Origin of the sequence: Providencia sp. PROV210 (assembly GCF_028479445.1) — a bacterium.
In the GTDB taxonomy this organism is placed as follows: domain Bacteria; phylum Pseudomonadota; class Gammaproteobacteria; order Enterobacterales; family Enterobacteriaceae; genus Providencia; species Providencia rustigianii.
The window spans coordinates 64,424-87,748 of the sequence record NZ_JAMPNQ010000004.1; the positions used below are offsets into that span (position 1 = coordinate 64,424).

At 37.5% G+C, this 23,325-nt stretch carries 22 protein-coding genes and 1 pseudogene; 11 read left to right on the plus strand and 12 right to left on the minus strand.

The genetic code is table 11. The annotated features are described in order from the left end of the window. Positions 1-122 precede the first annotated feature (122 nt). The gene (locus PR761_RS03400; RefSeq protein ID WP_154611118.1) at positions 123-989 is read right to left on the minus strand and encodes a LysR substrate-binding domain-containing protein; all 867 of its coding nucleotides are present in this window, start codon (positions 987-989) and stop codon (positions 123-125) included. 151 nt (positions 990-1,140) lie between these two features. Between PR761_RS03400 and PR761_RS03405 the strand changes: the two genes are divergently transcribed. The 3 genes and pseudogenes from PR761_RS03405 to PR761_RS03415 all read left to right on the plus strand — a co-directional run bounded on the left by PR761_RS03405 (position 1,141) and on the right by PR761_RS03415 (position 6,087). Further along, complete coding sequence (locus PR761_RS03405; RefSeq protein ID WP_154611117.1) at positions 1,141-1,761, plus strand: LysE family translocator; 621 nt, start codon at positions 1,141-1,143, stop codon at positions 1,759-1,761. Positions 1,762-1,918: 157 nt separating this feature from the next. Continuing rightward, complete coding sequence (locus PR761_RS03410) at positions 1,919-3,004, plus strand: efflux RND transporter periplasmic adaptor subunit (RefSeq protein WP_174217577.1); 1,086 nt, start codon at positions 1,919-1,921, stop codon at positions 3,002-3,004. Then, positions 3,001-6,087, plus strand: a pseudogene (locus PR761_RS03415) (efflux RND transporter permease subunit). Before PR761_RS03410 ends, PR761_RS03415 begins: the two are co-directional and overlap by 4 nt. Positions 6,088-6,161: 74 nt before the next feature. Here PR761_RS03415 and leuE read toward each other — a convergent pair. Then, on the minus strand, positions 6,162-6,803 hold the full coding sequence (gene leuE / locus PR761_RS03420; protein ID WP_006813004.1) for a leucine efflux protein LeuE: 642 nt from the start codon (positions 6,801-6,803) through the stop codon (positions 6,162-6,164). Between the two features lie 452 nt (positions 6,804-7,255). Here leuE and PR761_RS03425 point away from each other — a divergent pair, with 452 nt between their 5' ends. From PR761_RS03425 to PR761_RS03435, 3 genes are all read left to right on the plus strand, one after another. Beyond that, positions 7,256-7,957 carry an AzlC family ABC transporter permease gene (locus PR761_RS03425; RefSeq protein ID WP_112836759.1) on the plus strand — a complete coding sequence of 234 codons (702 nt, stop codon included), beginning with the start codon at positions 7,256-7,258 and terminating at the stop codon, positions 7,955-7,957. Beyond that, on the plus strand, positions 7,954-8,268 hold the full coding sequence (locus tag PR761_RS03430; protein ID WP_112836757.1) for an AzlD domain-containing protein: 315 nt from the start codon (positions 7,954-7,956) through the stop codon (positions 8,266-8,268). Before PR761_RS03425 ends, PR761_RS03430 begins: the two co-directional genes overlap by 4 nt. 116 nt (positions 8,269-8,384) lie before the next feature. Next, positions 8,385-8,849 (plus strand): DUF1456 family protein, encoded by a 465-nt coding sequence (locus PR761_RS03435; RefSeq protein ID WP_039854058.1) that lies wholly within the window; start codon positions 8,385-8,387, stop codon positions 8,847-8,849. A gap of 37 nt (positions 8,850-8,886) precedes the next feature. On the opposite strand, the gene PR761_RS03440 is transcribed toward PR761_RS03435, so the two are convergent. The 4 genes from PR761_RS03440 to PR761_RS03455 form a co-directional block, all read right to left on the minus strand. Beyond that, complete coding sequence (locus PR761_RS03440; protein WP_154611116.1) at positions 8,887-9,777, minus strand: LysR family transcriptional regulator; 891 nt, start codon at positions 9,775-9,777, stop codon at positions 8,887-8,889. 42 nt (positions 9,778-9,819) lie between these two features. Beyond that, complete coding sequence (accA, locus tag PR761_RS03445) at positions 9,820-10,779, minus strand: acetyl-CoA carboxylase carboxyl transferase subunit alpha (protein ID WP_006813009.1); 960 nt, start codon at positions 10,777-10,779, stop codon at positions 9,820-9,822. A gap of 106 nt (positions 10,780-10,885) precedes the next feature. Continuing rightward, entirely contained in the window at positions 10,886-11,449 is a 564-nt protein-coding gene (locus PR761_RS03450) for a GNAT family N-acetyltransferase (protein WP_006813010.1), read from the minus strand. Continuing rightward, positions 11,430-12,857, minus strand: coding sequence for an AMP nucleosidase (locus tag PR761_RS03455; protein ID WP_438667000.1), 1,428 nt, complete (start codon positions 12,855-12,857; stop codon positions 11,430-11,432). The genes PR761_RS03450 and PR761_RS03455 overlap by 20 nt, the downstream gene beginning before the upstream one ends. Positions 12,858-13,218: 361 nt before the next feature. On the opposite strand from PR761_RS03455, the gene PR761_RS03460 reads away from it, so the two are divergent. After that, positions 13,219-13,551, plus strand: coding sequence for an MliC family protein (locus PR761_RS03460; protein WP_006813012.1), 333 nt, complete (start codon positions 13,219-13,221; stop codon positions 13,549-13,551). Positions 13,552-13,789: 238 nt separating this feature from the next. Here PR761_RS03460 and PR761_RS03465 read toward each other — a convergent pair whose 3' ends face one another. After that, positions 13,790-14,272 (minus strand): GNAT family N-acetyltransferase, encoded by a 483-nt coding sequence (locus PR761_RS03465; RefSeq protein ID WP_006813013.1) that lies wholly within the window; start codon positions 14,270-14,272, stop codon positions 13,790-13,792. Between the two features lie 80 nt (positions 14,273-14,352). Here PR761_RS03465 and pdxR point away from each other — a divergent pair, with 80 nt between their 5' ends. The 3 genes from pdxR (at position 14,353) to PR761_RS03480 (ending at position 17,055) form a co-directional block, all read left to right on the plus strand. After that, positions 14,353-15,840 carry a MocR-like pyridoxine biosynthesis transcription factor PdxR gene (gene pdxR / locus PR761_RS03470; protein WP_154611115.1) on the plus strand — a complete coding sequence of 496 codons (1,488 nt, stop codon included), beginning with the start codon at positions 14,353-14,355 and terminating at the stop codon, positions 15,838-15,840. Positions 15,841-15,938: 98 nt separating this feature from the next. Next, positions 15,939-16,520, plus strand: coding sequence for a YebB family permuted papain-like enzyme (locus PR761_RS03475; protein WP_006813015.1), 582 nt, complete (start codon positions 15,939-15,941; stop codon positions 16,518-16,520). A gap of 238 nt (positions 16,521-16,758) precedes the next feature. After that, positions 16,759-17,055 (plus strand): hypothetical protein, encoded by a 297-nt coding sequence (locus PR761_RS03480; protein ID WP_006813016.1) that lies wholly within the window; start codon positions 16,759-16,761, stop codon positions 17,053-17,055. A gap of 91 nt (positions 17,056-17,146) precedes the next feature. On the opposite strand, the gene PR761_RS03485 is transcribed toward PR761_RS03480, so the two are convergent. Beyond that, complete coding sequence (locus tag PR761_RS03485; protein ID WP_154611114.1) at positions 17,147-18,178, minus strand: methionine synthase; 1,032 nt, start codon at positions 18,176-18,178, stop codon at positions 17,147-17,149. A gap of 27 nt (positions 18,179-18,205) precedes the next feature. Continuing rightward, complete coding sequence (locus PR761_RS03490) at positions 18,206-19,183, minus strand: DUF1852 domain-containing protein (RefSeq protein WP_039854065.1); 978 nt, start codon at positions 19,181-19,183, stop codon at positions 18,206-18,208. A gap of 867 nt (positions 19,184-20,050) precedes the next feature. Between PR761_RS03490 and PR761_RS03495 the strand changes: the two genes are divergently transcribed. Next, positions 20,051-21,262, plus strand: coding sequence for a hypothetical protein (locus PR761_RS03495; protein WP_154611113.1), 1,212 nt, complete (start codon positions 20,051-20,053; stop codon positions 21,260-21,262). 79 nt (positions 21,263-21,341) lie between these two features. Here PR761_RS03495 and PR761_RS03500 read toward each other — a convergent pair whose 3' ends face one another. The 3 genes from PR761_RS03500 to PR761_RS03510 are packed head-to-tail and all read right to left on the minus strand — an operon-like array spanning position 21,342 to position 23,309. After that, positions 21,342-21,857 carry a hypothetical protein gene (locus PR761_RS03500; protein ID WP_154611112.1) on the minus strand — a complete coding sequence of 172 codons (516 nt, stop codon included), beginning with the start codon at positions 21,855-21,857 and terminating at the stop codon, positions 21,342-21,344. A gap of 51 nt (positions 21,858-21,908) precedes the next feature. Further along, a complete protein-coding gene (locus PR761_RS03505; protein ID WP_004254581.1) occupies positions 21,909-22,157 on the minus strand; it encodes an ogr/Delta-like zinc finger family protein in 249 nt (82 codons plus the stop codon). A gap of 45 nt (positions 22,158-22,202) precedes the next feature. After that, entirely contained in the window at positions 22,203-23,309 is a 1,107-nt protein-coding gene (locus PR761_RS03510; RefSeq protein WP_154611111.1) for a phage late control D family protein, read from the minus strand. Positions 23,310-23,325 lie beyond the last annotated feature (16 nt).

Genomic DNA, 23,325 nt, shown 5'->3' on the forward strand with positions numbered 1-23,325 from the left:
ATCAAAATATATCAAGGAAATATAGCACGCAGAGAAATAGTTATGTCATAAAAACTTTGTTTCTTATGGAGGTTCGATGATTTAATAACCAAATTTGCATTCTGGTATAAATTCTCGGTCTTCTACTGAGTCAGCTGTAGGCTTTGATTCACATTCTCGATTAGCCATTCCATGAAAATCCCCCCCGCACTGTGTGTATTTAACATTTTAGGCGCAAGAATATAGTAGGCAGAACCATCTTCTATGAAACCTTCCGGAGCCATTAGCTGTCCTGATTTAATCTCATCAGCAACCATCAAAAATGAAGCCATTACGATTCCTTGCCCTGCCAACGCGGCCTGTAGGCACAAATAAAAGTGCTCAAAATTAATCCGTTTATTGCCTTGCAGATTCACGCCAGTTCGAGACTGCCATGTTTCCCATACTGTTGGCCGAGATGACGGAGTCAGTAAATTCATTCGCTGATATGGCGTATCATCGACACGTTTGACGACCCCCATTCTTTCTGCGCAAATTCGTGTTGAATGAATATTATCATTCCATTTGAAATCATTGCGCCGTAGAGCCAAATCAACCCCCGTTTTAGCAAAATCGATAGGTCCGCCAGCCGCAATTAAATGGACGGTAATATCTGGATATTGCCGATAAAAATCGGTCAATCTCGGGATCAGCCATTTCATCGCTATGGTGGGCTCACAAGATAAATTCACGACTTGTATGTCCGGTGGCTGCTCTAGTTGCTTTACTGTTTCTGCAAGTTGTTGAAACATACTAGTTGTTGTTTGAAATAACAATTTTCCTTCTAACGTCAAGAAAATAGCGCGATTTCGTCGCTCAAACAAATGAATACCGAGGTGTTCCTCAAGTAATCGGATCTGACGGCTAATTGCGCTGTGTGTAACGTGCAATTCTTGTGCCGCTTTCACAAAGCTTTCGTAACGTGCGGCCACGTCAAAAAAACGTAATGATGCTAATGGAGGTAGTTTCATAAATAGGTAACGAAATCTGACAGATTTACATGAGGATAAATCGCTTTTTCAATATCTGCAATCTATTGATAATAAAACTCTCAAATTAGATTGATTGACTTATCTTTCATCAATATTTAAGTCAGTTTTCATTGTCTTTAGGATATTAACTATGAATGAAATTCTTGCTGTCGCAACTATCACGATCCTCGCTGTGATTAGTCCTGGACCTGATTTTGCTATGGTAACTAAAAATAGCTACTCTTACGGTCGTAAAATTGGATTATTTTGTGCTCTAGGTATAGCTATAGGAGTACAAGTTCACGTGCTATATACCATTTTTGGGGTCACGTTGATTATTATGAGCTCCCCCATGCTATTTCTTGTCGTAAAGCTCCTGGGGGTTGGCTATTTGGTTTATATTGGCTATAAATCATTAACAAACAAAACGCTAATCAGTACTGACGATAAAATTGGTGACTTTATTGAACCATCAATATTAAGCGCATTTAAAACCGGTTTTTTAACCAATGCCTTAAACCCTAAGACCATGTTTTTTGTGGTATCTGTTTATACTCAAGTTATTCAAGCCAATAATTCACAATGGCTAAATTTTGGTTATGGATTATTTATTTCTTTTGCTCATTGGATCTGGTTTAGTTTGATTGCCCTCTTTTTTGCCACGCCATTAATCCGTAATAAGATCTTAAAATATCAACTCGCTATGGATCGGGTAATTGGGGGGCTACTCATTATTTTAGGTCTCTCTTTGTTATTTTTTAATATTAACTGATTTGAAAATGTATTTTTACTTATCACTAGTGCTGTTATTTTTTTATAAAACAACAGGCTAAGCTTAACGAAAAATTAAGGTTTAACTTTCGTTAATGGTAATACTTGGCGTCTTTAACTAACGTGTTCCTAACGCTACTTTAGGAATAAATTTATTTATGAGCCGTCTATGTATTACCTTGATATGTTTATATTTTATATCATTCTCTTCATTTTCAGAAAATATGCGCCTCAATGTCTCTCAGCCACAGAAAACACAATATATTCAAACTCTCACCTTGCCGGGAAAGTTTATTGCTCAAAATGAAATTTCAATCGGGTCACCATTACAGCAGCAAATGGTGACTGACGTTTTTGTTGAAGAAGGTCAATGGGTAGAAAAAAACCAACTATTAGCGACATTAGAATCTCCTGTTCAAACCGCGTCAGTTAAACAATTACAAGCTGAAACAGAGAAAGCAACGGCTTATATCAAACAGCAAAAAGCCTTATCTGTTCAAGCGCAAAAAGAATTGAACCGACTCATTCCGTTAGCAAAATCAGGCGTAATTTCTGCCAGTGAGTTTGAAAAAACCAAGTCGGATTCTATCGCTGCAAACGCATTATTAGAAGCCAGCCGCGCAGAGTTACGACAATTACAAGCACAATTAACCAAAGAACAGAGCCAACAGGATAAATCACGAATTATTGCGCCTGTTTCGGGTGTAATCAGTGAGCGCTTAGCCATGCGAGGAATGCTTTCTGATAATCAATTACTGTTTAAAATTATCGAAAATAATCAAATTGAGTTTGAAGGGTTAGCTCATGCTTCGGAGCTAAAGAATTTATCACGTATAGATTCAATCGCCTTGAAAACCGAAGACAATCAGCAATTATCTGGAACTCTACGTTATCTATCCCCTAAAGTGGACTCACTCTCTCAGCAAGGGAAAATACGTATCAGTTTAGAGGGAAATCAATCCCCAATTCAGGTAGGTGAATCGGGCATAGCGATGATTTCGTATGCAGCGAAGCCACAAATAACCTTGCCATACAGTGCCATTCGAACACTCAATAATGGCATACGTATTATTTTTATCGTTGAAAATAATACAGTAAAACAACAAACAGTCACTATCGGAAAACCTCACAGCGGTTTAGTTGAAATATTATCGCCGATATCCCTCGATATTGATGTAGTCACTAATGCACAAGCATTTTTAACTGAAAATGATGCAGTGACGCCAGTCAAGGATAGTGAATGAAACTGCAATTATCGTCATGGGCAATTACTCGCCCGATTCCAACTATCGTGATTTTTCTCGCACTCACCATCGCTGGAATATTTTCATTTAACCAATTACCTGTTACTGCTAACCCAGTGATTAACTTTCCAATTGTCACCGTCACCATCACTCAAGACGGTTCATCACCGACAGAAATGGAAAATGCAATTACTAAACCCGTAGAACGTGCTGTTTCGGGCATTCCTGGAATTCGTCATATTTCATCGACAATAACCGAGGGTATTTCAACCACTGCAATCGAGTTTGATTTAAATATTGACGCTTACATTGCGATCAATGATATCCGAGAACAAATAGCTCAAATCAGGAGTGACTTACCCCAAACCATTGATGAACCGTTAATCAATCGAATTGATATTGAAGGTGGTGCAATATTACGTTACGCGATTTCTTCTGATACTCAATCTATTGCCGACCTTTCATGGTTTGTTGATGACACGATTAGTAAACAGTTAATAATGATACCCGGCGTACAGAAAGTGAGTCGTCTAGGCGGTGCGGATAGCGTGATCCGCGTAGAACCAGATGCAAATAAACTCGCATCATTACAACTGTCAATTGTTGGTATCAATGAATTACTAAGAAGTGTTCATCAAAATTCGGCTTGAGGTTCTTCAAAATACAATTCACTGCAACATACGATTCGGATTTTAGGTGAAAAAAAGAGCGTTGACGATATTAAAAATATTCAGCTTCCGATTGGTGACCAACGTTGGATAAAACTTGATGATATTGCGACCATTTACCAAGGGCAAAAAACAGCCAAGACAATTTCACAGTTAAATAATGAAGATGTCGTGGGTTTTGCTGTTTTTCGTGCGAAAAACTCTAGTGATACTGAGGTTGCTAAAGGTGTTGAACAGGCACTTGAACAACTCAGGCTTAAACACCCTGAAATGTCGATTCAGTTAGTATCATCGACAGTGAAATATACCGAATCTAGCTACCATTTAACCATTCAGACCTTATTAGAAGGTGCATTTCTTACCATCATAATTGTCTTCTTTTTCTTAAAAAGTTGGCGTGCAACTCTTATTGCAGCAGTCGCATTGCCGCTTTCTATTCTTCCAACATTCTTTATATTGACTATTTTCGATTACACACTAAATAGTATAACTCTACTCGCCCTCACCTTAGTGATTGGCATTTTAGTCGATGATGCCATCGTTGAAATTGAAAATATTCAAAAATATATCGAGCGTGGTGAACGCCCATATTTAGCCGCATTAAAAGCCTCGGATGCTATTGGGTTTGCTATAGTGGCCATTACCCTTACCATTGTTGCCGTCTTTTTACCTGTCAGCTTTATTGGTGGTTTTATCGGTAAATACTTTGTTCCTTTTGGTATTACCGTTTCCGCAGCGGTGCTTTCCTCATTACTCGTTGCCAGATTAGTCACACCATTAATGGCTGCCTATGTATTACTACCAGCAAAAAATATTAACCACCAAAACTCCATTCCTAAATGGATTAAAAAATATACGCAGTTATTATCTGCAACGTTGAGGCACAGAAAACTCGCTTTATCTTTAGCCTTAATTTTTTTAATCGGCTCAATGTCTAGCATAACTTATTTACCCGTAGGCTTTATGCCTGACGGTGATATGAGTGTTAGCCAAATTGAGGTGGAATTCCCACCCGGAACTCCCGTGGAAAAGACACAACAAGCCATTAAGAATATGGCGCTAAAACTAAAAGATCGCTCGGAAATTAAATCAATATATACCATTGCAGGGATCAGTGACGATGCTGATGGTATTGCTCAGCATAAAGGTCAATTGATACTGACATTAACGGCTCCCAATGAGCGAAAAATGTCACAAAAGCAATTTGAAAATTCGATCTCTTATTTGTTGCAACAAAATCCTGATGCTCGATATACCTTTAGCAACAGTGATGGCAATAAAGAATTTTCACTCACGTTTACTGGATCCAATCCTGATGAATTAGAAGTTGCTATGCACAAATTGCGAGATGCGGTTGCAACCGTTAAAGGAATTAATAATGCACGAGTCGTCAAACCGTTATTGCGTAAAGAACTCATCGTCTCGCCTAACTTACCGGATTTGGGAAGAACCGCGGTAAATGTCGAAGAAATAGCGAATACTCTGCGGGTTGCAACTATTGGTGAATCCAACTCACGTAGTGCAAAATTCAATTTACCAGAGCGGCAATTAGCTTTACAGGTCACTTTACCTGACTACCAAAAAGACGATGTGGATGTTTTAAATAATTTATATGTCCGCAATAATGAACAACAAACAGTTCCTATTAAATCGGTAGCTAGCATCGATTTCAGCGATGGTCCATCCCAAATAGACCGGATCAATCGTTCCAGAAAAATGTCTATCGAAGGTAACTTAGAAGGCCTGACTTTAGGTGAAGCAATAGAAAATGTGATGGCTTTGCCAGAGTATCAATCCTTACCTATAAGTGTTGAACCACTGGAATATGGCGACATGGAATATATGCTTGATATGTTTGAGCGGTTTAGTTCAACGATGATATTTAGCATATTATTGGTTTTTGCGATTCTTGTTATCCTTTTTAAGGATTTTATCCAACCAATTACCATCTTAGCAGCCCTTCCGTTCTCAATTGGCGGCGCTATTATTGCCTTAGTACTTTATGACGCCATGATCGACTTACCCGTCATTATCGGAATACTGATGCTAATGGGGATAGTCACTAAAAACTCGATTTTATTAGTTGAGTTTATTTTAGAGAAAGAGCGCGCCGGATTACCCCGTGACGCTGCAATTATTGAAGCCGGCCAAGAACGTATTCGCCCTATCATTATGACAACATTAGCTATGATTGCTGGCATGATACCATTAGTGCTGACTAGCGGTGCAGATTCAGGTTTTAGAGCACCTATGGCGGTCGCGGTTATTGGTGGGTTAATAAGCTCTACGTTGCTCAGTTTGCTATTTGTGCCTGTAATTTATAGCTTTATGGATGATTTAAAAAAGAAAATCTTACCCTTACTTGCAAGATTCACATCAGTTACTCAAGAAGATAGAGACATAAAACACAGGTAGGAATAGTAAAACAAGGCTCCCCAAAAATGAGAACTACACCAAATTTCGGGGAGTTAGAAGTATGAGGATGCTAATTAGGCGGTCAATGCTAATTTTGCACCAAACATTAAGAATACAGCGCCAATACAGCTATTTGAAAACTTGGATAATTTTTTATTATGCTTAACCATATTGGTCACTGCGACTGCACCAAATATCAGCATAGATAAATAAAACATACTGCATGCTTCCAAGATCACGCCCAATACAAAGAATGGTACGCCTGCGTTTGGATATGCAGGATCAATAAATTGGATAAAGAATGAGACATAAAAAATAATCATTTTAGGATTTAACAGACTTAGGACGACCGCCTTTTTATAGGTTCCTTTAGTTTCTAAAATGATGCTATCAACATCTGTTGCTGACTCTTTTTTATGTAATACCGAATATAGCGTTTTAATACCTAAATAAAATAAGTAGGCGGCACCAGCATATTTAATAACACTAAAAAATATTGGTGAGGTTTTGACTAAAGACGCCACACCTAAAAATGATAAAAAAATGAGCAATGCATCACCTGTAAATACACCTAATGCTGCTTTATATCCATTTTTTACACCATATTTTGCACTGCTTGTTAAAACAAATAGAGAATTAGGGCCTGGTACCAGAGTAATAAAAATCACACCGATAAGATAAGTCCATAAGTTTGTAATACCTAGATTTTCAAGCATAGGAAACCCGCTAACTCAATAAAAGTTATAACAATAAATTCACATTCATACTGAATAGAGACTATGATACACACCTTTCATTTTCAATAAAAGATATCACTATATTATTAGTGATGTAACAAATTTAAATTTTAATTTATTCGAAAAACCCAGATTAAACCAATTGAATTACAGTTATAATATGAAACAAAAAACCAAATTTATGATAGCAATCAGAAGCAAGCCAAAAACAAAATTAAAGCAATATTTTATTCTGAATAAAAAATAAAACTCGATATCTAATTCCGGTTAATTACCATGAATGAGGATAGTGAATTGTTTTAGATTTCAAGATATAACATGAGTAGCTACCGTTTATTATCCAAAAATGATTTTAAGCAAATAGCTGTAGATGTGTTGTTTGCTCTCTTCCATAAAATAAATTCAGCTTCATTAATAAATAGGTATTAATAATGTCAGTTCAGCAACAAAAACCTTGGCAACAAGCCCTAATGGATGGTGCAGTCCACACTTTACCGTTAAACCTTGCCGTTATCCCTTGGGGAGTTTTAGCAGGCTCAATGGCAGTAGAAACGGGATTAACGTTTTGGCAAAGTATTGCAATGTCTGCAATGGTTTTTGCTGGGGCAGCGCAATTAGTCACTTTGGGATTGCTAAACTCAGGGGCGGGCTATATCACTATCATCATTTCTGTATTTTTTATTACCTCTCAACATCTGCTATACGGATTAACACTGCGCCCACACGTGAAAAATTTCACTGCGCCACAGAGATTAAGTATTGGATTCTTATTAACCGACGAGTTATTTGCCATCAGTGCAGCCAAACGACAAGCATTAAGTTTCCCCTACTTATTTGGTGCTGGCTTTAGCTTTTATCTTGTTTGGTTGGTTACTAGCTTATGCGGCATTGTCATGGCCAATCTCGTGGGAGATCTGAGTAAGTTGCATCTCGATTTTTCTGTTGTAGCAACTTTATTAGCTATCGTGGTGCCATTAACCAAAAAGATCAGTACGGCTTGTGGAGTATTATTTTCACTGGTTACTGCCATCACCCTCTCAATGTATTCAATTAGCAGTGCGATTGTCATTGCCGGTGTGGGTGGAATGTTTGTTTCTGTTGGGGTTGCACGTTTATTCGGAGAAGAAAAATGATCTGGATTTTGATAATTAGCTTAACCGCGGTCGTTTTTTCTTTGCGCTATGTTTTCCTTATTCCTCAATTACCTATACGGTTACCTTTAATCGTTCGACAGGCCCTAAGTTATTCAGCTCCCTGTTTACTGACTGCCATTTGTGCTCCCGTTATTTTGCTAGAAAATCATGAAATTCGTAGTTTCCCGGATAACCCTTATTTATGGGGAGCGCTATTTTGTGTGGTTGTAGCATCCATACTTAAAAATATGCTGCTAACAGTAGGATTAACATTAGTCTTTTTCTATGGGCTGATTTACTTTATGGCATAATTGTTTTCTTATATTGCGTAAATTATAAAGCATCGGTGGCTACCTTTGCTTTATAATGCCCCCTCATTTGCTATTTTAAGCTTATTTTTTGTACCATTTATTGGAAAATTTACCCCATGTTGAATAACTATGTTTTACGAAGTGTTCGCTATATGTTGGATTTGAGCGATGCTCAGATGGTTGATATCGTAAAACTTGCAGACTTAACGGTCACTAAAGAAGAAATGGTTCTTTGGCTTAAAAAAGACACAGATCCTGATTATGTCGAATGTAATGACAATGTACTTGGACATTTTCTTAATGGATTGATTTATTTTCGCCGAGGCAAAGATGAAGAGCGTCCGATGCCTGAAGTAGAGACTCGTTTGAGTAATAACATTATTATGAAAAAATTACGGGTAGCCTTCGAGCTTAAAGATGTTGATATGACTGAACTTTATCAGTTAGTTGATTTTCGTGTATCCAAGCCAGAGCTAAATGCTATTTTCCGTAAACCAGGTCATAAAAATTACCGTGAATGCGGGGATCAATTGCTACGCTACCTGCTTAAAGGACTCACTATCCGCTTACGTGGCGCTTAAGCACTATCCGTATAAAGGGGAAAACAATCCATTTTCCCTATAAATTTTGCGTTAAATAACTAAGAAATTTATCGACTATCGGTGATAGTGAACGGCGAGTGGCATAGACTGCTCGCAACTCAATGGGAGCTGGTTGAATATTTTCAAAATGGATTTCGACTAATTTCCCTTGCTGAAGATTATCCTGACAAGCCTCTTTCGATAATATTGCGTATCCTAAGCCGTTAATTGCCCCTACACTCGCAAGCATTCCACTATTTACTCTATATTGGCTCGTCACAATAACTTTTTTCTGTTGCCCATTTGTTTCTAAAAATATCCACGGCTGCCCATGCAATGCACTTAAACTAGAAATACATGGCATCTCGGATAATTGGCTAATCGTTTTAGGGGTCCCTGTAGTTTTAATTAACTCCGGAGAAGCCACGATAACACTTTCCCATGATTTAAGAAGTTTTGAGTGGTAACGGCTATCAGCCAGATCCCCACGATGAAATGTCAGTAATAAATCGATATCATCACTGATGACATCCAAGGGAACTAATTGGGTATCACAATGGATAGCTAATTTGGGGTGTTCGATAGCAAATTTGGCCAGTAATTCTGCCAATAACAAGCTTCCAGACTCACTGGGAATAGTGAGCCTTAAGGTTCCACAGAGCTCTCTCGGATCACGAATTTGTTGCAGTGTTTCTTCTAACTCACTATATAGTTTATGGCTTTTTTTCAGCAATAAAGCCCCTTGCTCGGTTAAACGCATTTGTCTTGTTGTTCGTTCAATAAGTTGACAATTTAATTGCGCTTCTAACTGCTTTATGGCGCGACTAATATTTGATGTTGGCATAGAGAGTAACTTTGCTGCATTCGCAAAGCTACCTTGTGACGCCACTGCGACAAAAATGCGTAATAAATTCAAATCAACCCGCATTTGACTACCTAATTCGTTATGACTAATAAGGCACTAATAACATTAGCAGTAACCAAATGCCATTATTTTTTGGTAACGCTGAGTGAGCAATGAATCAATATCGAGTTGGCTTAGCTCCGCTAAATCCGCCAGTAATTGTTGTTTCAGATGTTGCGCAGCTAATTGATAATTACGATGTGCGCCGCCTAATGGTTCTGGAATAATTGTATCAATAATTGCCAACTCTTTTAATCTAGTCGCTGTCATTCCCATCGTTTCAGCCGCTATTTGGGCTTTTTGGGAATCTTTCCATAAAATAGATGCACAGCCTTCTGGTGATATTGCTGCATAGGTACTGTATTGCAGCATATTAATTCTATCGCCAACCCCAATACCTAATGCGCCGCCTGAACAACCTTCCCCTGTGATCACGCAAATAATAGGCGTTTTTAAATGGGACATTTCCATAATATTTCTTGCGATAGCTTCAGCTTGACCCCGTTCCTCGGCGCCAACTCCCGGATATGCTCCCGCAGAATCAATAAAAACCACCACAGGTAAATGAAATCGCTCCGCCATTTTCATTAATCGCAATGCTTTTCGGTATCCCTCTGGAGAAGGCATCCCAAAGTTTCTCATCACTTTTTCTTTGGTATCTCGCCCTTTTTGCTGCCCTAAAACCATTACGGGTTGTCCATCCAAACGAGCCAGTCCCCCCACAAGGGCTTTATCATCGGCAAATGCGCGATCTCCAGCCAGCTCCTCAAATTCAGTAAAAATTAATGGAATATAATCAAGAAGATAGGGACGTAATGGATGCCTAGCCAATTGCACAATTTCCCATGCGCTCAATGATGAAAATATTTTTTTTGTTAATGAAACACTTTTTTCTTCAAGAAGTTGGATCTCTTCTTCAAGTTTTATTTCAGAAGCATGACTCTGTTGCTTGTATGCAACTAATGCATCAATTTTTTCATTGAGTTCAACAATCGGTTTTTCGAAAGCAAGAGAATGAATAGACATACACACCTTAAAATTAATATATCAATTTTAACAGTGTAAATAGAGAATCAATCCTATTCTATTGATAAAAATAGGATTGATTATTATCAATAATGGGATAATGCTATTATTCGTTCAGATTTTTACGTAACAATATCGAAATACTGCCATTCATAAAGACTTCTTTATCTTGAATATAACCTAATTTATCAGCAACTCTTAATGAACGACTATTTTTCGGATCAATGAAACAGATGCTCTGTTGATGTTTTTTCTGAGATATTAGCCAAGATAACGCGGCTTGCATTGCTTCTGTTGCGTAGCCTTTTCCTTGGTATTCCGCCGCGATTACCCATCCAGCTTCTGGGATCCCTTTGATGGGTGGCTCTACCGTTCGGTGGAAATCTGCAAAACCCAGATCCCCCACATAGACGCCAGTATTTTTATCTCTTACCGCCCAATAACCGAAGCCAAGTAACGGCCATAATCCCCCATAGGCGAGCATTCTCATCCACGATTCTCGCTCCGTGGAAGGCTTACCACCAATATGTTGTACCATCGATGTGTTGGCCCATAACTGTGTCAAAGCAGTAAAATCACTCACTTCATGTTTTGACAAAATTAACCTGTCAGTTTCCAGTGTCGGGATCAATTGAGTCTCCTTACTTTCATTACCTAAATGGTGGTTCATCAAATGTTCTTAATTTTCGAGAGTGTAACTTATCCCCCTCTTGTCTTAAGAGATCGATCGCACGAATACCAATTTGTAGATGTTCTGATATAGCTCCCTCATAGAAGCTATTCGCCTGCCCCGGTAACTTAATTTCACCATGAATTGGTTTATCAGAAACACATAACAACGTCCCATATGGTACGCGAAAACGGTATCCTTGAGCGGCAATAGTGGCGCTCTCCATATCGACAGCGACAGCACGGCTTAAACTAAAACGTCGAGCTGTCGCAAAGAAACGTAACTCCCAGTTTCTATCATCTGTAGTTACCACAGTTCCGGTACGTAAGCGCTGCTTAACTAACTCTCCGGGCATATTGCTTACTTGTTTAGTTGCGTCATATAACGCCCGTTGAACTTCAGCAATACTAGGAATCGGAATATCTGGTGGTAATACGTCATCTAGAATATGGTCATCCCGTAGATATGCATGAGCTAAGACATAGTCACCAATTTTTTGGCTTTCTCTTAATCCACCACAGTGACCTATCATTAACCATGCATGAGGGCGTAATACGGCTAAATGATCACAGATATTTTTTGCATTCGATGGACCAACACCAATATTAACAAGAGTAACACCAGCCCCATCTCGAGCAATCAGATGATATGCAGGCATTTGAAATTTTTTCCACGTTAAATCTGAGGTGGCTATTTGTGGGTCTGCATTTTCAGCTGTTAGATAATTATGACCTACACAGGATAAGGCAATATAGCGACTCTCCGGATCACAAATTTGCTCACATGCCCAGTTAACAAACTCGTCGACATACCGGTTATAGTTAGTAAATAAAATATATGGCTGAACGTGTTCTGGTGGTGTTCCTGTATAATGCTTTAGTCGAGCAAGGGAAAAATCAACCCGTAGAGCATCAAAATGGGAAAGTGGCATATCATCCGTGACATGATATAAGCCATCGGTAATATCATCACTAATATGCGATAAATCAGTAATTGGGAAATGAGCGGCTAAGCTACTGCTCATGCTTCTATCGAGTATTAAGTCAGACCCATCAATCACAAATGGATAAGGTATTTCAGTTTTAGAAGGACGAACTGCAAAGGAAACATCATAATCTTGCTGAAAAATTGTCAATTGCTCAACGAGATAAGCTCTAAATAAATCAGGTTGGGTAATTGTAATACTATAATCACCCTGCTTGACAAAGCGTGCATATGCGCGAGTTTTTTCACAATGGTCGACTTTACCAATCCAAGTAACACACAATTCTGGGTAGGCGAATAAACCATTTTCTCTCGCTTTTACATCTGGAATGGTTCCTTTTTCGATGTAGGTCGCGATTGCATTTCTTAATGCTTCGATCGCATTTGAATAGAGTAATGAAAGTTTTTCTATGGTCTCTTCAATCGAGAGATTTTCATATTTTCGGTATTGTTCCAAAGACACACCCAACTCCTTATCAAATGACGTAATTTTGCTGGATCAGTGTATGTTATTCATTGTCTTCTCACAAGAAATTGCTTTTATCGTCTGATTATTTAATAGATTATCTTTCGCAATTTTTATTAATTAATATTTAGTTAAATTTACGTAATTAATTTTATAAGTATAAAAATTATTTTAAGAAAAAACTTATAGTCCATCACCATTAATTTATGATTAATTACTTATGCATTATATATTTTAAAGTGATTTCATATTACTAACAGTATATAAGTTTATTTTTATAAAAGCTGTTTCAATACTTTATAGGTATTAAGGAAATTTAATGAAAAAAACACTTTTAATTTCATCTATCACTGCTTTATCTATTCTAGCAGCCTCTTCATCTGCATTCGCAGCTAAAACAGACACCTACAATTGTGATGGACAAAAAATTAAGGTTTCTTTTCCTAATCAAGATACAGCAGTGATGCTTTATAGCGACGAATTAATTGTTATGAAAAGTAAGGAAGCCGCAAGCGGAGCTCGTTATGTGGGTGAGAACTTCCAGCTATGGAGTCATAAAGGCGGGTTAAATCTGGCAACTATTTCTGAAGATGATGCAGTCAATAACCGTGTATCAGATGATAAAGGTCGTGATTGTAAACTGGTTAAGTAATTTAAATTAAGAATTAATGTACGGCATTAACTGTAATAGTCAATGCCGTATTTTTATTTAGAATAGCCAATACTAATTATTGGCCAGTAATTTTCTATAAAATTTAATTTGTTAGTTGAAATATGAAATTTTAGCACCATTGAAAAATAGGAGTAACTAAAAGTACGATTTACTATTCCACTAAATGAAAATTGTAATTAGGTCTCTCTATTGTTTTACCAACAACGGAGAACCTATTTTATAATGGCATTCTATACTCAATAACCCCTGGTTTTTCTGCAACCCAATTATACAACTTTTGTCCTCGTAAATTGGTTTCTTGTGTATGCCAATATAAACGTCCACATTGATTTTGTTTGGCCTGATTATGAACAAATTCAATCAGCTGTTTTCCCACATGCCTTCCTCTAATTTCTGGCGTGACATAGAGGTCTTCTAAATAACAGAAATTATTTTCTGCCCATGTTGAACGATGATATAAGTAATTCACAAAACCAACCACGTTATCCCCTTCCAATGCAACAGCACAGTACATCGGTTCATCTGCATTAAAAAAGCGTTCCCAGGCTTTTAATGTGATCTCTTCACTTAAATCAACGTTATAGAATTTTTGATATTCCAACCAATAAACTAACCATTGTGGGTAATGTTCTTGAGATACAAATTCAACTGTTACTGGTAATGTTGCACTATTCATAATAACCCTTCCATTTGTAGACATATTACATAATGGGGCTATAGTACTTAGCTATCTGGTGCTTCATAAGATACACTTTTGTTATTTATTTAGGATCCACTTTAATGCGCCGAAAACAGCAAGCTCAATTTCCGCTTTTATTGATTGAAAAAGGGCGAATTAATGAAGGGGTATACCATACCATTCGGAATGCAATTCTAGATGGCAGAATTATTGCGGGAATTAAATTACCTTCCACGCGCGCCCTCGCAGAAATGATGTCAATTTCTCGCAACTCTGTGATTGCTGGTTTTGATCGTTTAGTGGATGAAGGCTATCTTTATACTAAATCAGGGTCTGGGACCTATGTATCCGCACAAATTCCGGATGAGCTAGTACGCACAACAAGTCAACCACAAGTGGGCGATTCACCAGAAAATCATGCGGTTTTTCTTAACCCCATAATAAATGATTTAGATCACCTATGGGAACAATCTCGCCCTAATACCGATAAACATCAGGTATTTAATATAGGTATTGGTTGTGTAGACCAATTTCCTCATGACCTTTGGGGACGTCTATTAGGTCGAGTTTGGCGTAAATCAAAACTGGCTATTACCCACTATAATCACCCTGATGGTTATGCTCCGTTAAAAAAACTACTTGTAGATTATGTGCGTTCAACCCGAGGAGTACACTGTACAGAAAAACAAATTATTATTGTTAATGGTACCCAGCAAGCTATCAATTTAGTTGCTAAAGTATTATTAAAACAGAAAGATAAAGTTTGGCTTGATGACCCCGGATATGACAGCGCCCGGGCAATATTTACTGCAGCTGGCGCCTCAATTGCCCCAATTCCATCCGATGATGAAGGAATGGATATCGCCTATGGAGCCAAGAATCATGGGGATGCTAAGCTGATTTATACCACACCATCCCATCAATTTCCTTTAGGTATTACGTTAAGTTTATCTCGCAGATTAGCGTTATTAGATTGGGCACAACAAAACAATGCATGGATATTTGAAGACGACTACAACAGTGAATTTCGTTTTCTCTCTAAACCGATCCAAGCTTTGCAAGGATTAGATAACCACCAGAGGGTTATTTACGCTGGTACATTTTCAAAAATGATGTATCCAGGATTTAGGTTGGGATTTTTAATTGTTCCAGAAAATCTGAGTGCAGCATTTACTATGATGAAGTACTACAGCGATAGTCATTGTAGTTATTTAGAACAAGCAGCCTTAGCCCAATTTATTCAAGAAGGTCATTACGCACGTCATATTCGAAAAATTCGTAAAATATGCCATGAACGGCAAAATGCTTTCTGCCAACATATTCAATTATATGTTCCTCATTTATTTGATGTGCAAATGACTGATTCTGGTATCCATACAGTTTGCTGGATAAAACAAGGTTATAGTTTGGATATTATCCTAAAACAGTGTCGAGAGCTCAATTTTGGTGCCCAACCTTTGTCTCGCTACTGTATTAATAGCCCAAATAATAATGCAATTCTGTTTGGCTATGCGGCGCATACTGAACAAGATATCATCCAGAGTATTCAAGATTTAAGTCAAAAGCTGTTGAAGATATACCCAAGATAAACAGAAGTAATTTTCGCCCTCATTCTGATTGCTGCTAAGAACGAACAGCTTATAAGATAACTTTAATGCACACTTTATCACCATATTGAGGTTATCTTATGACAAGAATAAATTACCCGTCAGAACTTGAGGTTGGAGATATTATTTTCACCAGTATTGGCACTGAGTTATTTCGTCAAATAGCCTCCGCATCACTGTGCTGGAGCAACCATGTCGGTATGATTATTGGGCATAATGGCGAAGATTACTTAATCGCTGAAAGCCGAGTTCCGCTGTCAACAACTACGACACTATCACGCTTTATCGCTCGCTCAGCTGAGCATCGTTATGGTGTTCGTCGCTTATCGACACATCTTGATGAACACCAAAAACAGGCGCTTATTGATGAAGTTCCTTCAAGATTAAATAAGTTCTATCATACGGGGTTTAATTACGATTCATCTCGTCAATTTTGCTCAAAATTTGTCTTCGATATATATCAATCTGCCCTGTCCATTCAGATCGGAGAAATCGAGACATTTCATACATTATTGTCCAAAAATCCCGATGCAAAACTTAATTTTTGGAAACTTTGGTTTATAGGCTCTATTCCGTGGGAACGTACAACGGTGACTCCCGCAAGCCTATGGCAACACCCCGAGTTATCACTCATTTATCGCAGTCATGATGATATTCACTAAGCCAGATTAGTCGATTGATTGATTATTCCCTCACGCTATTAGCCCCATTAAAGTGGGGCTTTATCTATCATTTCAAGACTTTTAGGAGCAACTTCAGCTGTATACTTGTCATTTCTTTTGACTCTCTTCATCTGTCACCATACCCTCCTTAGCACAAATGATTTTTAGTCTCTTATTTGCTTGCTCAAAGGGCTGACTGGATGAGCAAAATTTAGTGAAATAATTAGAGGGAAACTCAATGGCAAATCAATTTAGAGAAAAACAAGTTCCTTTAATGTTATTGGTTTCTTATGGTGATTCGTCTCCGAGCAGTAGCAACCTAGGCAGTTCTAGTGGAGGAAACAAAATGGAGTCAAGATTAAGTAGCCTTGAAAATGATATGAAAGCAATCAAAACTGATGTGGCGGTAATTAAATCAAATTATCTAACAATCAGTGATTTACATAAAGAGCTTGGTTCTCAAACCAAATGGATTGTTGGCATTATTCTTGCAGCTTCAGGTATTAGCTTAGCAATTGCGAAATTGATTTTTTAAGTGTCAACAAGTAGGCATAAATTAATCTTTTGAAATTTAATATAAAAAGGCACCCCTTGAGTGCCTTTTTAGTCGCTAACTCTTTGCTAGTTTATTTCGTTGAGAGTTCTCTACGAATGATCTCTGCTCCTGCGCTTAAGGCATTGAGTTTACCTCTCGCTACCTGATGAGATAAAGGAGCCATGCCACAGTTGGTCGAAGGATAAAGCTTATCTGCATCAACAAACTGAAGCGCTTTCCGCAATGTATCCGCGACTTCCTCGGGTGTTTCTATAGTATGGCTTGCCACATCAATAGCCCCAACCATCACTTTTTTTCCTCGAATCAATTCAAGCAGGTCCATAGGAACGTGCGAGTTGTGACACTCCAGCGAAATTATATCAATATTAGAAGTTTGTAGCTTAGGGAAAGTCTCTTCGTATTGCCTCCACTCCGTTCCCAAAGTTTTCTTCCAATCGGTATTAGCCTTAATGCCATACCCATAGCAGATATGCACCGCAGTTTCACATTTAAGCCCTTCAATCGCCCTTTCTAATGTGGCGATCCCCCAATCATTCACTTCATCGAAAAAAACATTAAACGCGGGTTCATCAAACTGGATAATATCGACACCTGCTGCCTCTAATTCTTTGGCTTCCTGATTGAGAATTTTGGCAAACTCCCAAGCAAGTTTCTCACGGCTTTTATAGTGATTATCATAAAGTGTATCGATCATTGTCATTGGGCCGGGCAAAGCCCATTTAATAGGCTGATTAGTTAGCTGTCGCAAAAATTTAGCATCTTCCACAAATACGGGCCTTTGACGAGCTACTGCCCCAACAACTGTAGGTACACTTGCATCATAGCGGTCACGAATTTTAACGACCTGACGCTTCTCAAAATCAACGCCACTAAGGTGTTCAATAAATGTTGTCACAAAATGTTGTCGTGTTTGCTCACCATCGCTGACGATATCAATACCGGCTCGTAACTGATCGTCCAGAGATAAACGCAAAGCATCTTGTTTACCTTGGATTAATTCTTCATTTTGTAACTTCCACGGAGACCAAAGTGTTTCAGGTTGTGCAAGCCAAGATGGTTTAGGTAAACTGCCAGCTGTCGATGTAGGTAATAATTTTTTCATAATAAATGACCTTTTATTTTTAGTTAATTAGTGTGTGTAGTTAGCAGACCATTGATCAAGAATATTCTTATAGGGCTTAATGAAGTACTCTTCAGTAAATTTCCCCTGCTCAATAGCCAACTGGCTACGCTCTTCTCGGTCATAAACAATTTTTGTTAATGAGTAATCTTGCTGATTCAGGCTTGGCTGATAACATTCACCTGCCACAGAATTTGCATTATAAATCTCAGGTCGATAAATCTTTTGGAAAGTCTCCATCGTACTTATCGTACTAATAAGCTCAATATTCGTGTAATCATTCAGTAGGTCACCTTTAAAATAAAAAGCCAAGGGAGCCGCACTATTTTGAGGCATAAAATAACGCACTTGCAGCCCCATTTTTTTAAAATATTGGTCGGTCAAGGAAGTGCCTTTCTGTTGGTACTCTATGCCTAATGTCGGGTGTTGGTTTCCTGTCCGATAATAAACATCTTTATTTGAAACGCTTAAACATATTATTGGTGATTTATTAAAGTTTTCTTTGTATTCATTTGAATTCACAAAATATTTAAATATATTGCCATGCAGATCACCAAAATTATCTGGAATGCTAAAGTTAGGTTGATTTTTATTATGATCTAACAGCAATACACTAAAATCATAATCTCGCACGTAAGAGGAGAAATTATTACCTACAACACCCTCAATACGCTGGTTTGTTTTTTGATCAATAATATTGGTTTTTAATATTTCAATTACAGGGAATGTATGACCCTGATTTTCAATCTTCATTGAAACAGAAATGATTTCAAGTTCTACTGAGTAACGATCACCTTTAGGATTATCCCAATACGCAAGTGAATTAAAACGATTATTAATCATCATCAACGTATTTTTTAAGTTCGTCTGGCGGTCTTTTCCTCTAGCTAAATTAGCAAAGTTGGTCGTTATACGAGTATTTTTAGAGGGGTTATAATTTTCATCAAAAAGACTGCTCTTAATCGTAAATGTAAAGTCTCTGTTCATCGTGGTTTTATTTCCTAAGCACTGATATGAAAATTTTATTCGCCCCTTGATTGCCGAGAATTTTCTCGTCATCTCATTTACCAATCTTCATATTCTCAATAAGTTATGAACCATTAATGCCAGAGCCTTTCGATGAGTTAAAGCGACTTAATTTCATTAGAACATGAACTATATTCATGATCAGGTATGTAATGCGTGGTTATTTAGCCATCCAGATGGCTTTAAAGCCACGGATTTACACGCTTTCCAATAAAAAATTATTCATGCCAGATTAATTGAATTGCACTATGTATCGCGCTTAAAAAAGATGAAAAAAATCTAAATATTTAAAATATGGATAGCGTGGTCTTGATAAAAATTAAAAATGGGCATCTCAAAATAGAATATTGAGTAATTTTCAATCAAGAGAATGTGAAAAAATTCAGACTATATGAATGCACAAAAAAAAGGCACTCGCCCCCGAGTGCCTTTTGACTACAACTCACTGAATTTAGAGTAAAAACCCCCTATTCAGCAGTTCTGGTACTAGTGCGGATTAGGTAGTCAAATGCGCTAAGTGCGGCGTTCTAAAAGTGAGTTAAGCCATTGATTTAAATGGATTTAGTCAATGGTTGATGTCCACATATTGACCACACTTATAAAGCCTCTTTTGACGAGAGGCTTTATTTTTGCTTATTTTTCAATGGGTGGGAGGCGTTTTTATAGCTCATGACCCTTTGCATATAGTGAATACAATCTATGAAATATGTTACATATGTGGTAATTTACCATACTGTATGACGAAAATTAGCCATACAAAATAGTATTGTAAGTTTTTAATCTTAACCACTTGATTTCAATCAAATATATGATTATTGGAAATAATACATGTATATACCATCTGAATTTCTCTATAAAATTCTATGCTCTGAACAAATAGGGGTATTTTGTGAGTCAAATGTTCAAGGTCACAAATCCATTATAGCCAAACTACCTACCTCAACAATTAAAGCAATATCACTTGGCGCTAAAGTCGATTTCTATATATTCACTACATCAAATGAACCTCATTACTTAGCGTTATGCATGAAAATCATTGATAATAAAAACTCCCCATTATACGCTGTTCTTCCGCAACGATGGTGGAACTTGAATAATAAATTTAATGAAACATTCTTTGATACAGAATTGAGTTTAACATTATTTGATGAAACTGATGCCCCAGTCCTAGAAAGTAAAATAAAAATAAAAACAAACTTTAGAAATAAAAGGATTCATTACATTCTTAAAAATACTAACTTGATAACCGCCAGTAATTATATTGAATCAAATATGTTTATTGACGCAATTTCAGCACACTTAGGCATTGATTACATATCTAACACTCACTATTCAATTTTAAGTTTTAAATTCCCTGTGGAAATTAAATGTATACGTTCTATTCAAACCATCCATAATAGCAATCAAGGAATTACATCTTATAATGTTACTCATGATATCGATGGAGAACGTCAAGAACGCCAAATATATCAATCGTTATGCTTAATGGATAATTCTAGTACTACTATATCTCCGCTTGTTACGATTGGTAAGAAAGAACGAGAATTTACTGATATTTTAACTATTACCAACTTTAAGCAGCTTATCGCCATAGAATCTAAATCTCTCAAAACTGATGAGAATTTTATAGATAAAACTACCCACCGAACTGCATCAAACATAATAAAGCATTGCAAAAAGGCACTAGACCAATTAGAAGGTGTATTCAAAGTATATAAACGAGGTGAGAAAATTTACAATAATTCAAACGAAATATTGTTATTAGATGAAAGTTATTTATTTTATGGGGTTATAATTATAGATGAATTTAGGCCATCAGAAAAATGGAATGAAGTAATAAAATTAATGATGACGCTAAGTAAAAGATATGACATATGCTTTAACATAATAACTATCTCAGAGTTTTTTTATACCATGAAGCTATGTGATTTTAAAATTAATTTATTCGTAGAGTTACTTGATAAGCGCATGCAGATTTGCTTTAATGAAAATAACATTGATGTACAACTCAAAAACCCAACACTCCCACTGATGGTCTAATAAAAATGTTAGATCATGAAAAACCCACAAAAAACATAGTTTACCATGTATGATATAAATCACTCATCACATTTAAATTTTATTTGATTTTTAACTCACTTCTTGCTTCGTTTAATATATCAACAAGAAGGTTGTTAATTAATTTATTACTATTTTCAGAAGCTTCAAAACTATCAATTTCATCATCCCACCACGATGGGTATATTTTATCATGCTCCTTAATATAATTCATTAATAAAATAGACGCCTTTTTAGATAACGTGAACGATGAAAGATGAGATATTCTTACTAATTCTTTCATCCCTGTAATATACTCTGCACGAAGAAGTTCTTTATCTTCAGTGGATAGTGCTTGAAATGTTTCATCTTCATATCTTTCACTTTCAACTTCAGCAAACCAATAGTTTTCAGCTCGTTTAATCTTATAGATATATTCTGTCACTTCCAAAAAAGCAGCAAGCTTTTTTTCCCACCATTTTTCTTTATAAAACCGTGTCAACGCATATCTTGCAGTAAAAAATGCCACAACTAATCCTGTTAGAGCACCTGTTATTAATGTTAGTCCCGGTTTTACCAAAAATTCTGTCCAGTTCATAATTTTTCACTATTTAAATTTAATTAAAGAAATTATGACATATAATCCGAATCAAAACATCTCCATCTGTTTCTCACCCCGATGTGATCTCGGTAACTCATCCATCGGGATTTCAAAGCCTTCTGGCAGTTCTTGGGGGATTGTTTTTGTTAGATAAATCTCGACTGAGGTTATTGTCGTAAAAGAACAACCACACAACAAATTTTGGCATTGATGGTAACTTCTACGGGTTTCACTACTCATGGATTTACTTGTTTTGGTATAAGTTACAGCGCCACACTTTGGACAATTGAACGCCATTTTATAACCTTGGGTTATGGGTATGCCTGACGTTATTATAATCAATTATGCTTCGTTTTGCTCGTCATCTGTCATATCAATATCTTTGATTTTTATTTCCAGTTCCAAATGGGTAATAAATCCGTTCCCATCAATGGTGTGTGTCACTCGGCTAATCACCCACTGGTGACTATCAATAGTCGGTTTAAAGCCAGTTACCGTGACAGGCATTTCAGGGTAAAGGTCTGCACGCCCCTCGGCCAACGTAATATTAAATTCTGCCACACCCCTTTGTAGCTTTGACCACTTGGCCGCGGCGGCACGTTTAGCAGATTGCTCGTTTTTAAAGGTTTGTCGCATCACAAAAACGTTACCCTCAGCACCCTCGATGTAATCGCCCTCTTTTTTGCTCGACTTCTCTTTTTTGGGTTTTTGCTTGCGTTTTAGATTGGTTTTCTTTTGTTGGCCATAGTTCAAATCAAGCCAATAAGCTTGTACACCGGTGTATGCTTGACGATCGGCCAATCGGAAATAATGCTTATCACCACTTTCCCGCATGATAGTGATCACCGGTAAAGGCTTCCCACTTTGCGTGACTCCCTGATTAGGCACAATAAATAACAGACTGCCATTTTTGATGGTGGCTATCGCGCCGAGCATTTCAGCCATGCGCGTTAAAAAGCTAATGTCGCTCTCATTGGTCTGGTCTGCATGGTCAATTTCAATGTGCATCAATTGCTTGCTAATCGCGGGTTTGAGGTTATAACGCCCCGCTATCGCGCTCACCACATCAGGGACTTTGATATCGTGCCAGCTATACTCCCGTTTGACGTTGAAATCTTGCCGAAAGTCTGCGCTACGTGCAGTTACCGTGATTTGGTCGGGAGGGCCTGAGTGGCTAATTTCATCAACGGTATACATCCCTTTGTGTACCAAGGCTTCGCCTTGCCAGCCAAGGGATACGGAAATCTCAGCCCCACGCGCTGGTAACGCAATTTTGCCGTCGGCATCATCGATAGTGAGCTCTAAGGTATCAGCCTCAAAACCCCGATTATCGGTTAATGTTAATGACATAAGCCGGTCATTGACGCCGAGGAGCTGCACGCCACCAACCGTTAAATCAAATGCAGGAACTTTGACTAAATTCCCCTCAGTCCAATCCGTAAAAGACATATTCACCACCTAGCCA

Coding starts and splice junctions, on each gene's coding strand:
- PR761_RS03460 (WP_006813012.1), top strand. CDS start 13,219: ATGAAAAAAACACTTTTAATTTCATCTATCACTGCTTTATCTATTCTA.
- PR761_RS03495 (WP_154611113.1), top strand. CDS start 20,051: ATGTATATACCATCTGAATTTCTCTATAAAATTCTATGCTCTGAACAA.
- PR761_RS03425 (WP_112836759.1), top strand. CDS start 7,256: ATGTCAGTTCAGCAACAAAAACCTTGGCAACAAGCCCTAATGGATGGT.
- PR761_RS03475 (WP_006813015.1), top strand. CDS start 15,939: ATGACAAGAATAAATTACCCGTCAGAACTTGAGGTTGGAGATATTATT.
- PR761_RS03510 (WP_154611111.1), bottom strand. CDS start 23,309: ATGTCTTTTACGGATTGGACTGAGGGGAATTTAGTCAAAGTTCCTGCA.
- pdxR (WP_154611115.1), top strand. CDS start 14,353: ATGCGCCGAAAACAGCAAGCTCAATTTCCGCTTTTATTGATTGAAAAA.
- PR761_RS03485 (WP_154611114.1), bottom strand. CDS start 18,178: ATGAAAAAATTATTACCTACATCGACAGCTGGCAGTTTACCTAAACCA.
- PR761_RS03435 (WP_039854058.1), top strand. CDS start 8,385: ATGTTGAATAACTATGTTTTACGAAGTGTTCGCTATATGTTGGATTTG.
- PR761_RS03505 (WP_004254581.1), bottom strand. CDS start 22,157: ATGGCGTTCAATTGTCCAAAGTGTGGCGCTGTAACTTATACCAAAACA.
- PR761_RS03500 (WP_154611112.1), bottom strand. CDS start 21,857: ATGAACTGGACAGAATTTTTGGTAAAACCGGGACTAACATTAATAACA.
- PR761_RS03450 (WP_006813010.1), bottom strand. CDS start 11,449: ATGAACCACCATTTAGGTAATGAAAGTAAGGAGACTCAATTGATCCCG.
- PR761_RS03440 (WP_154611116.1), bottom strand. CDS start 9,777: ATGCGGGTTGATTTGAATTTATTACGCATTTTTGTCGCAGTGGCGTCA.
- PR761_RS03490 (WP_039854065.1), bottom strand. CDS start 19,183: ATGAACAGAGACTTTACATTTACGATTAAGAGCAGTCTTTTTGATGAA.
- PR761_RS03480 (WP_006813016.1), top strand. CDS start 16,759: ATGGCAAATCAATTTAGAGAAAAACAAGTTCCTTTAATGTTATTGGTT.
- accA (WP_006813009.1), bottom strand. CDS start 10,779: ATGTCTATTCATTCTCTTGCTTTCGAAAAACCGATTGTTGAACTCAAT.
- leuE (WP_006813004.1), bottom strand. CDS start 6,803: ATGCTTGAAAATCTAGGTATTACAAACTTATGGACTTATCTTATCGGT.
- PR761_RS03405 (WP_154611117.1), top strand. CDS start 1,141: ATGAATGAAATTCTTGCTGTCGCAACTATCACGATCCTCGCTGTGATT.
- PR761_RS03430 (WP_112836757.1), top strand. CDS start 7,954: ATGATCTGGATTTTGATAATTAGCTTAACCGCGGTCGTTTTTTCTTTG.
- PR761_RS03465 (WP_006813013.1), bottom strand. CDS start 14,272: ATGTCTACAAATGGAAGGGTTATTATGAATAGTGCAACATTACCAGTA.
- PR761_RS03410 (WP_174217577.1), top strand. CDS start 1,919: ATGAGCCGTCTATGTATTACCTTGATATGTTTATATTTTATATCATTC.
- PR761_RS03400 (WP_154611118.1), bottom strand. CDS start 989: ATGAAACTACCTCCATTAGCATCATTACGTTTTTTTGACGTGGCCGCA.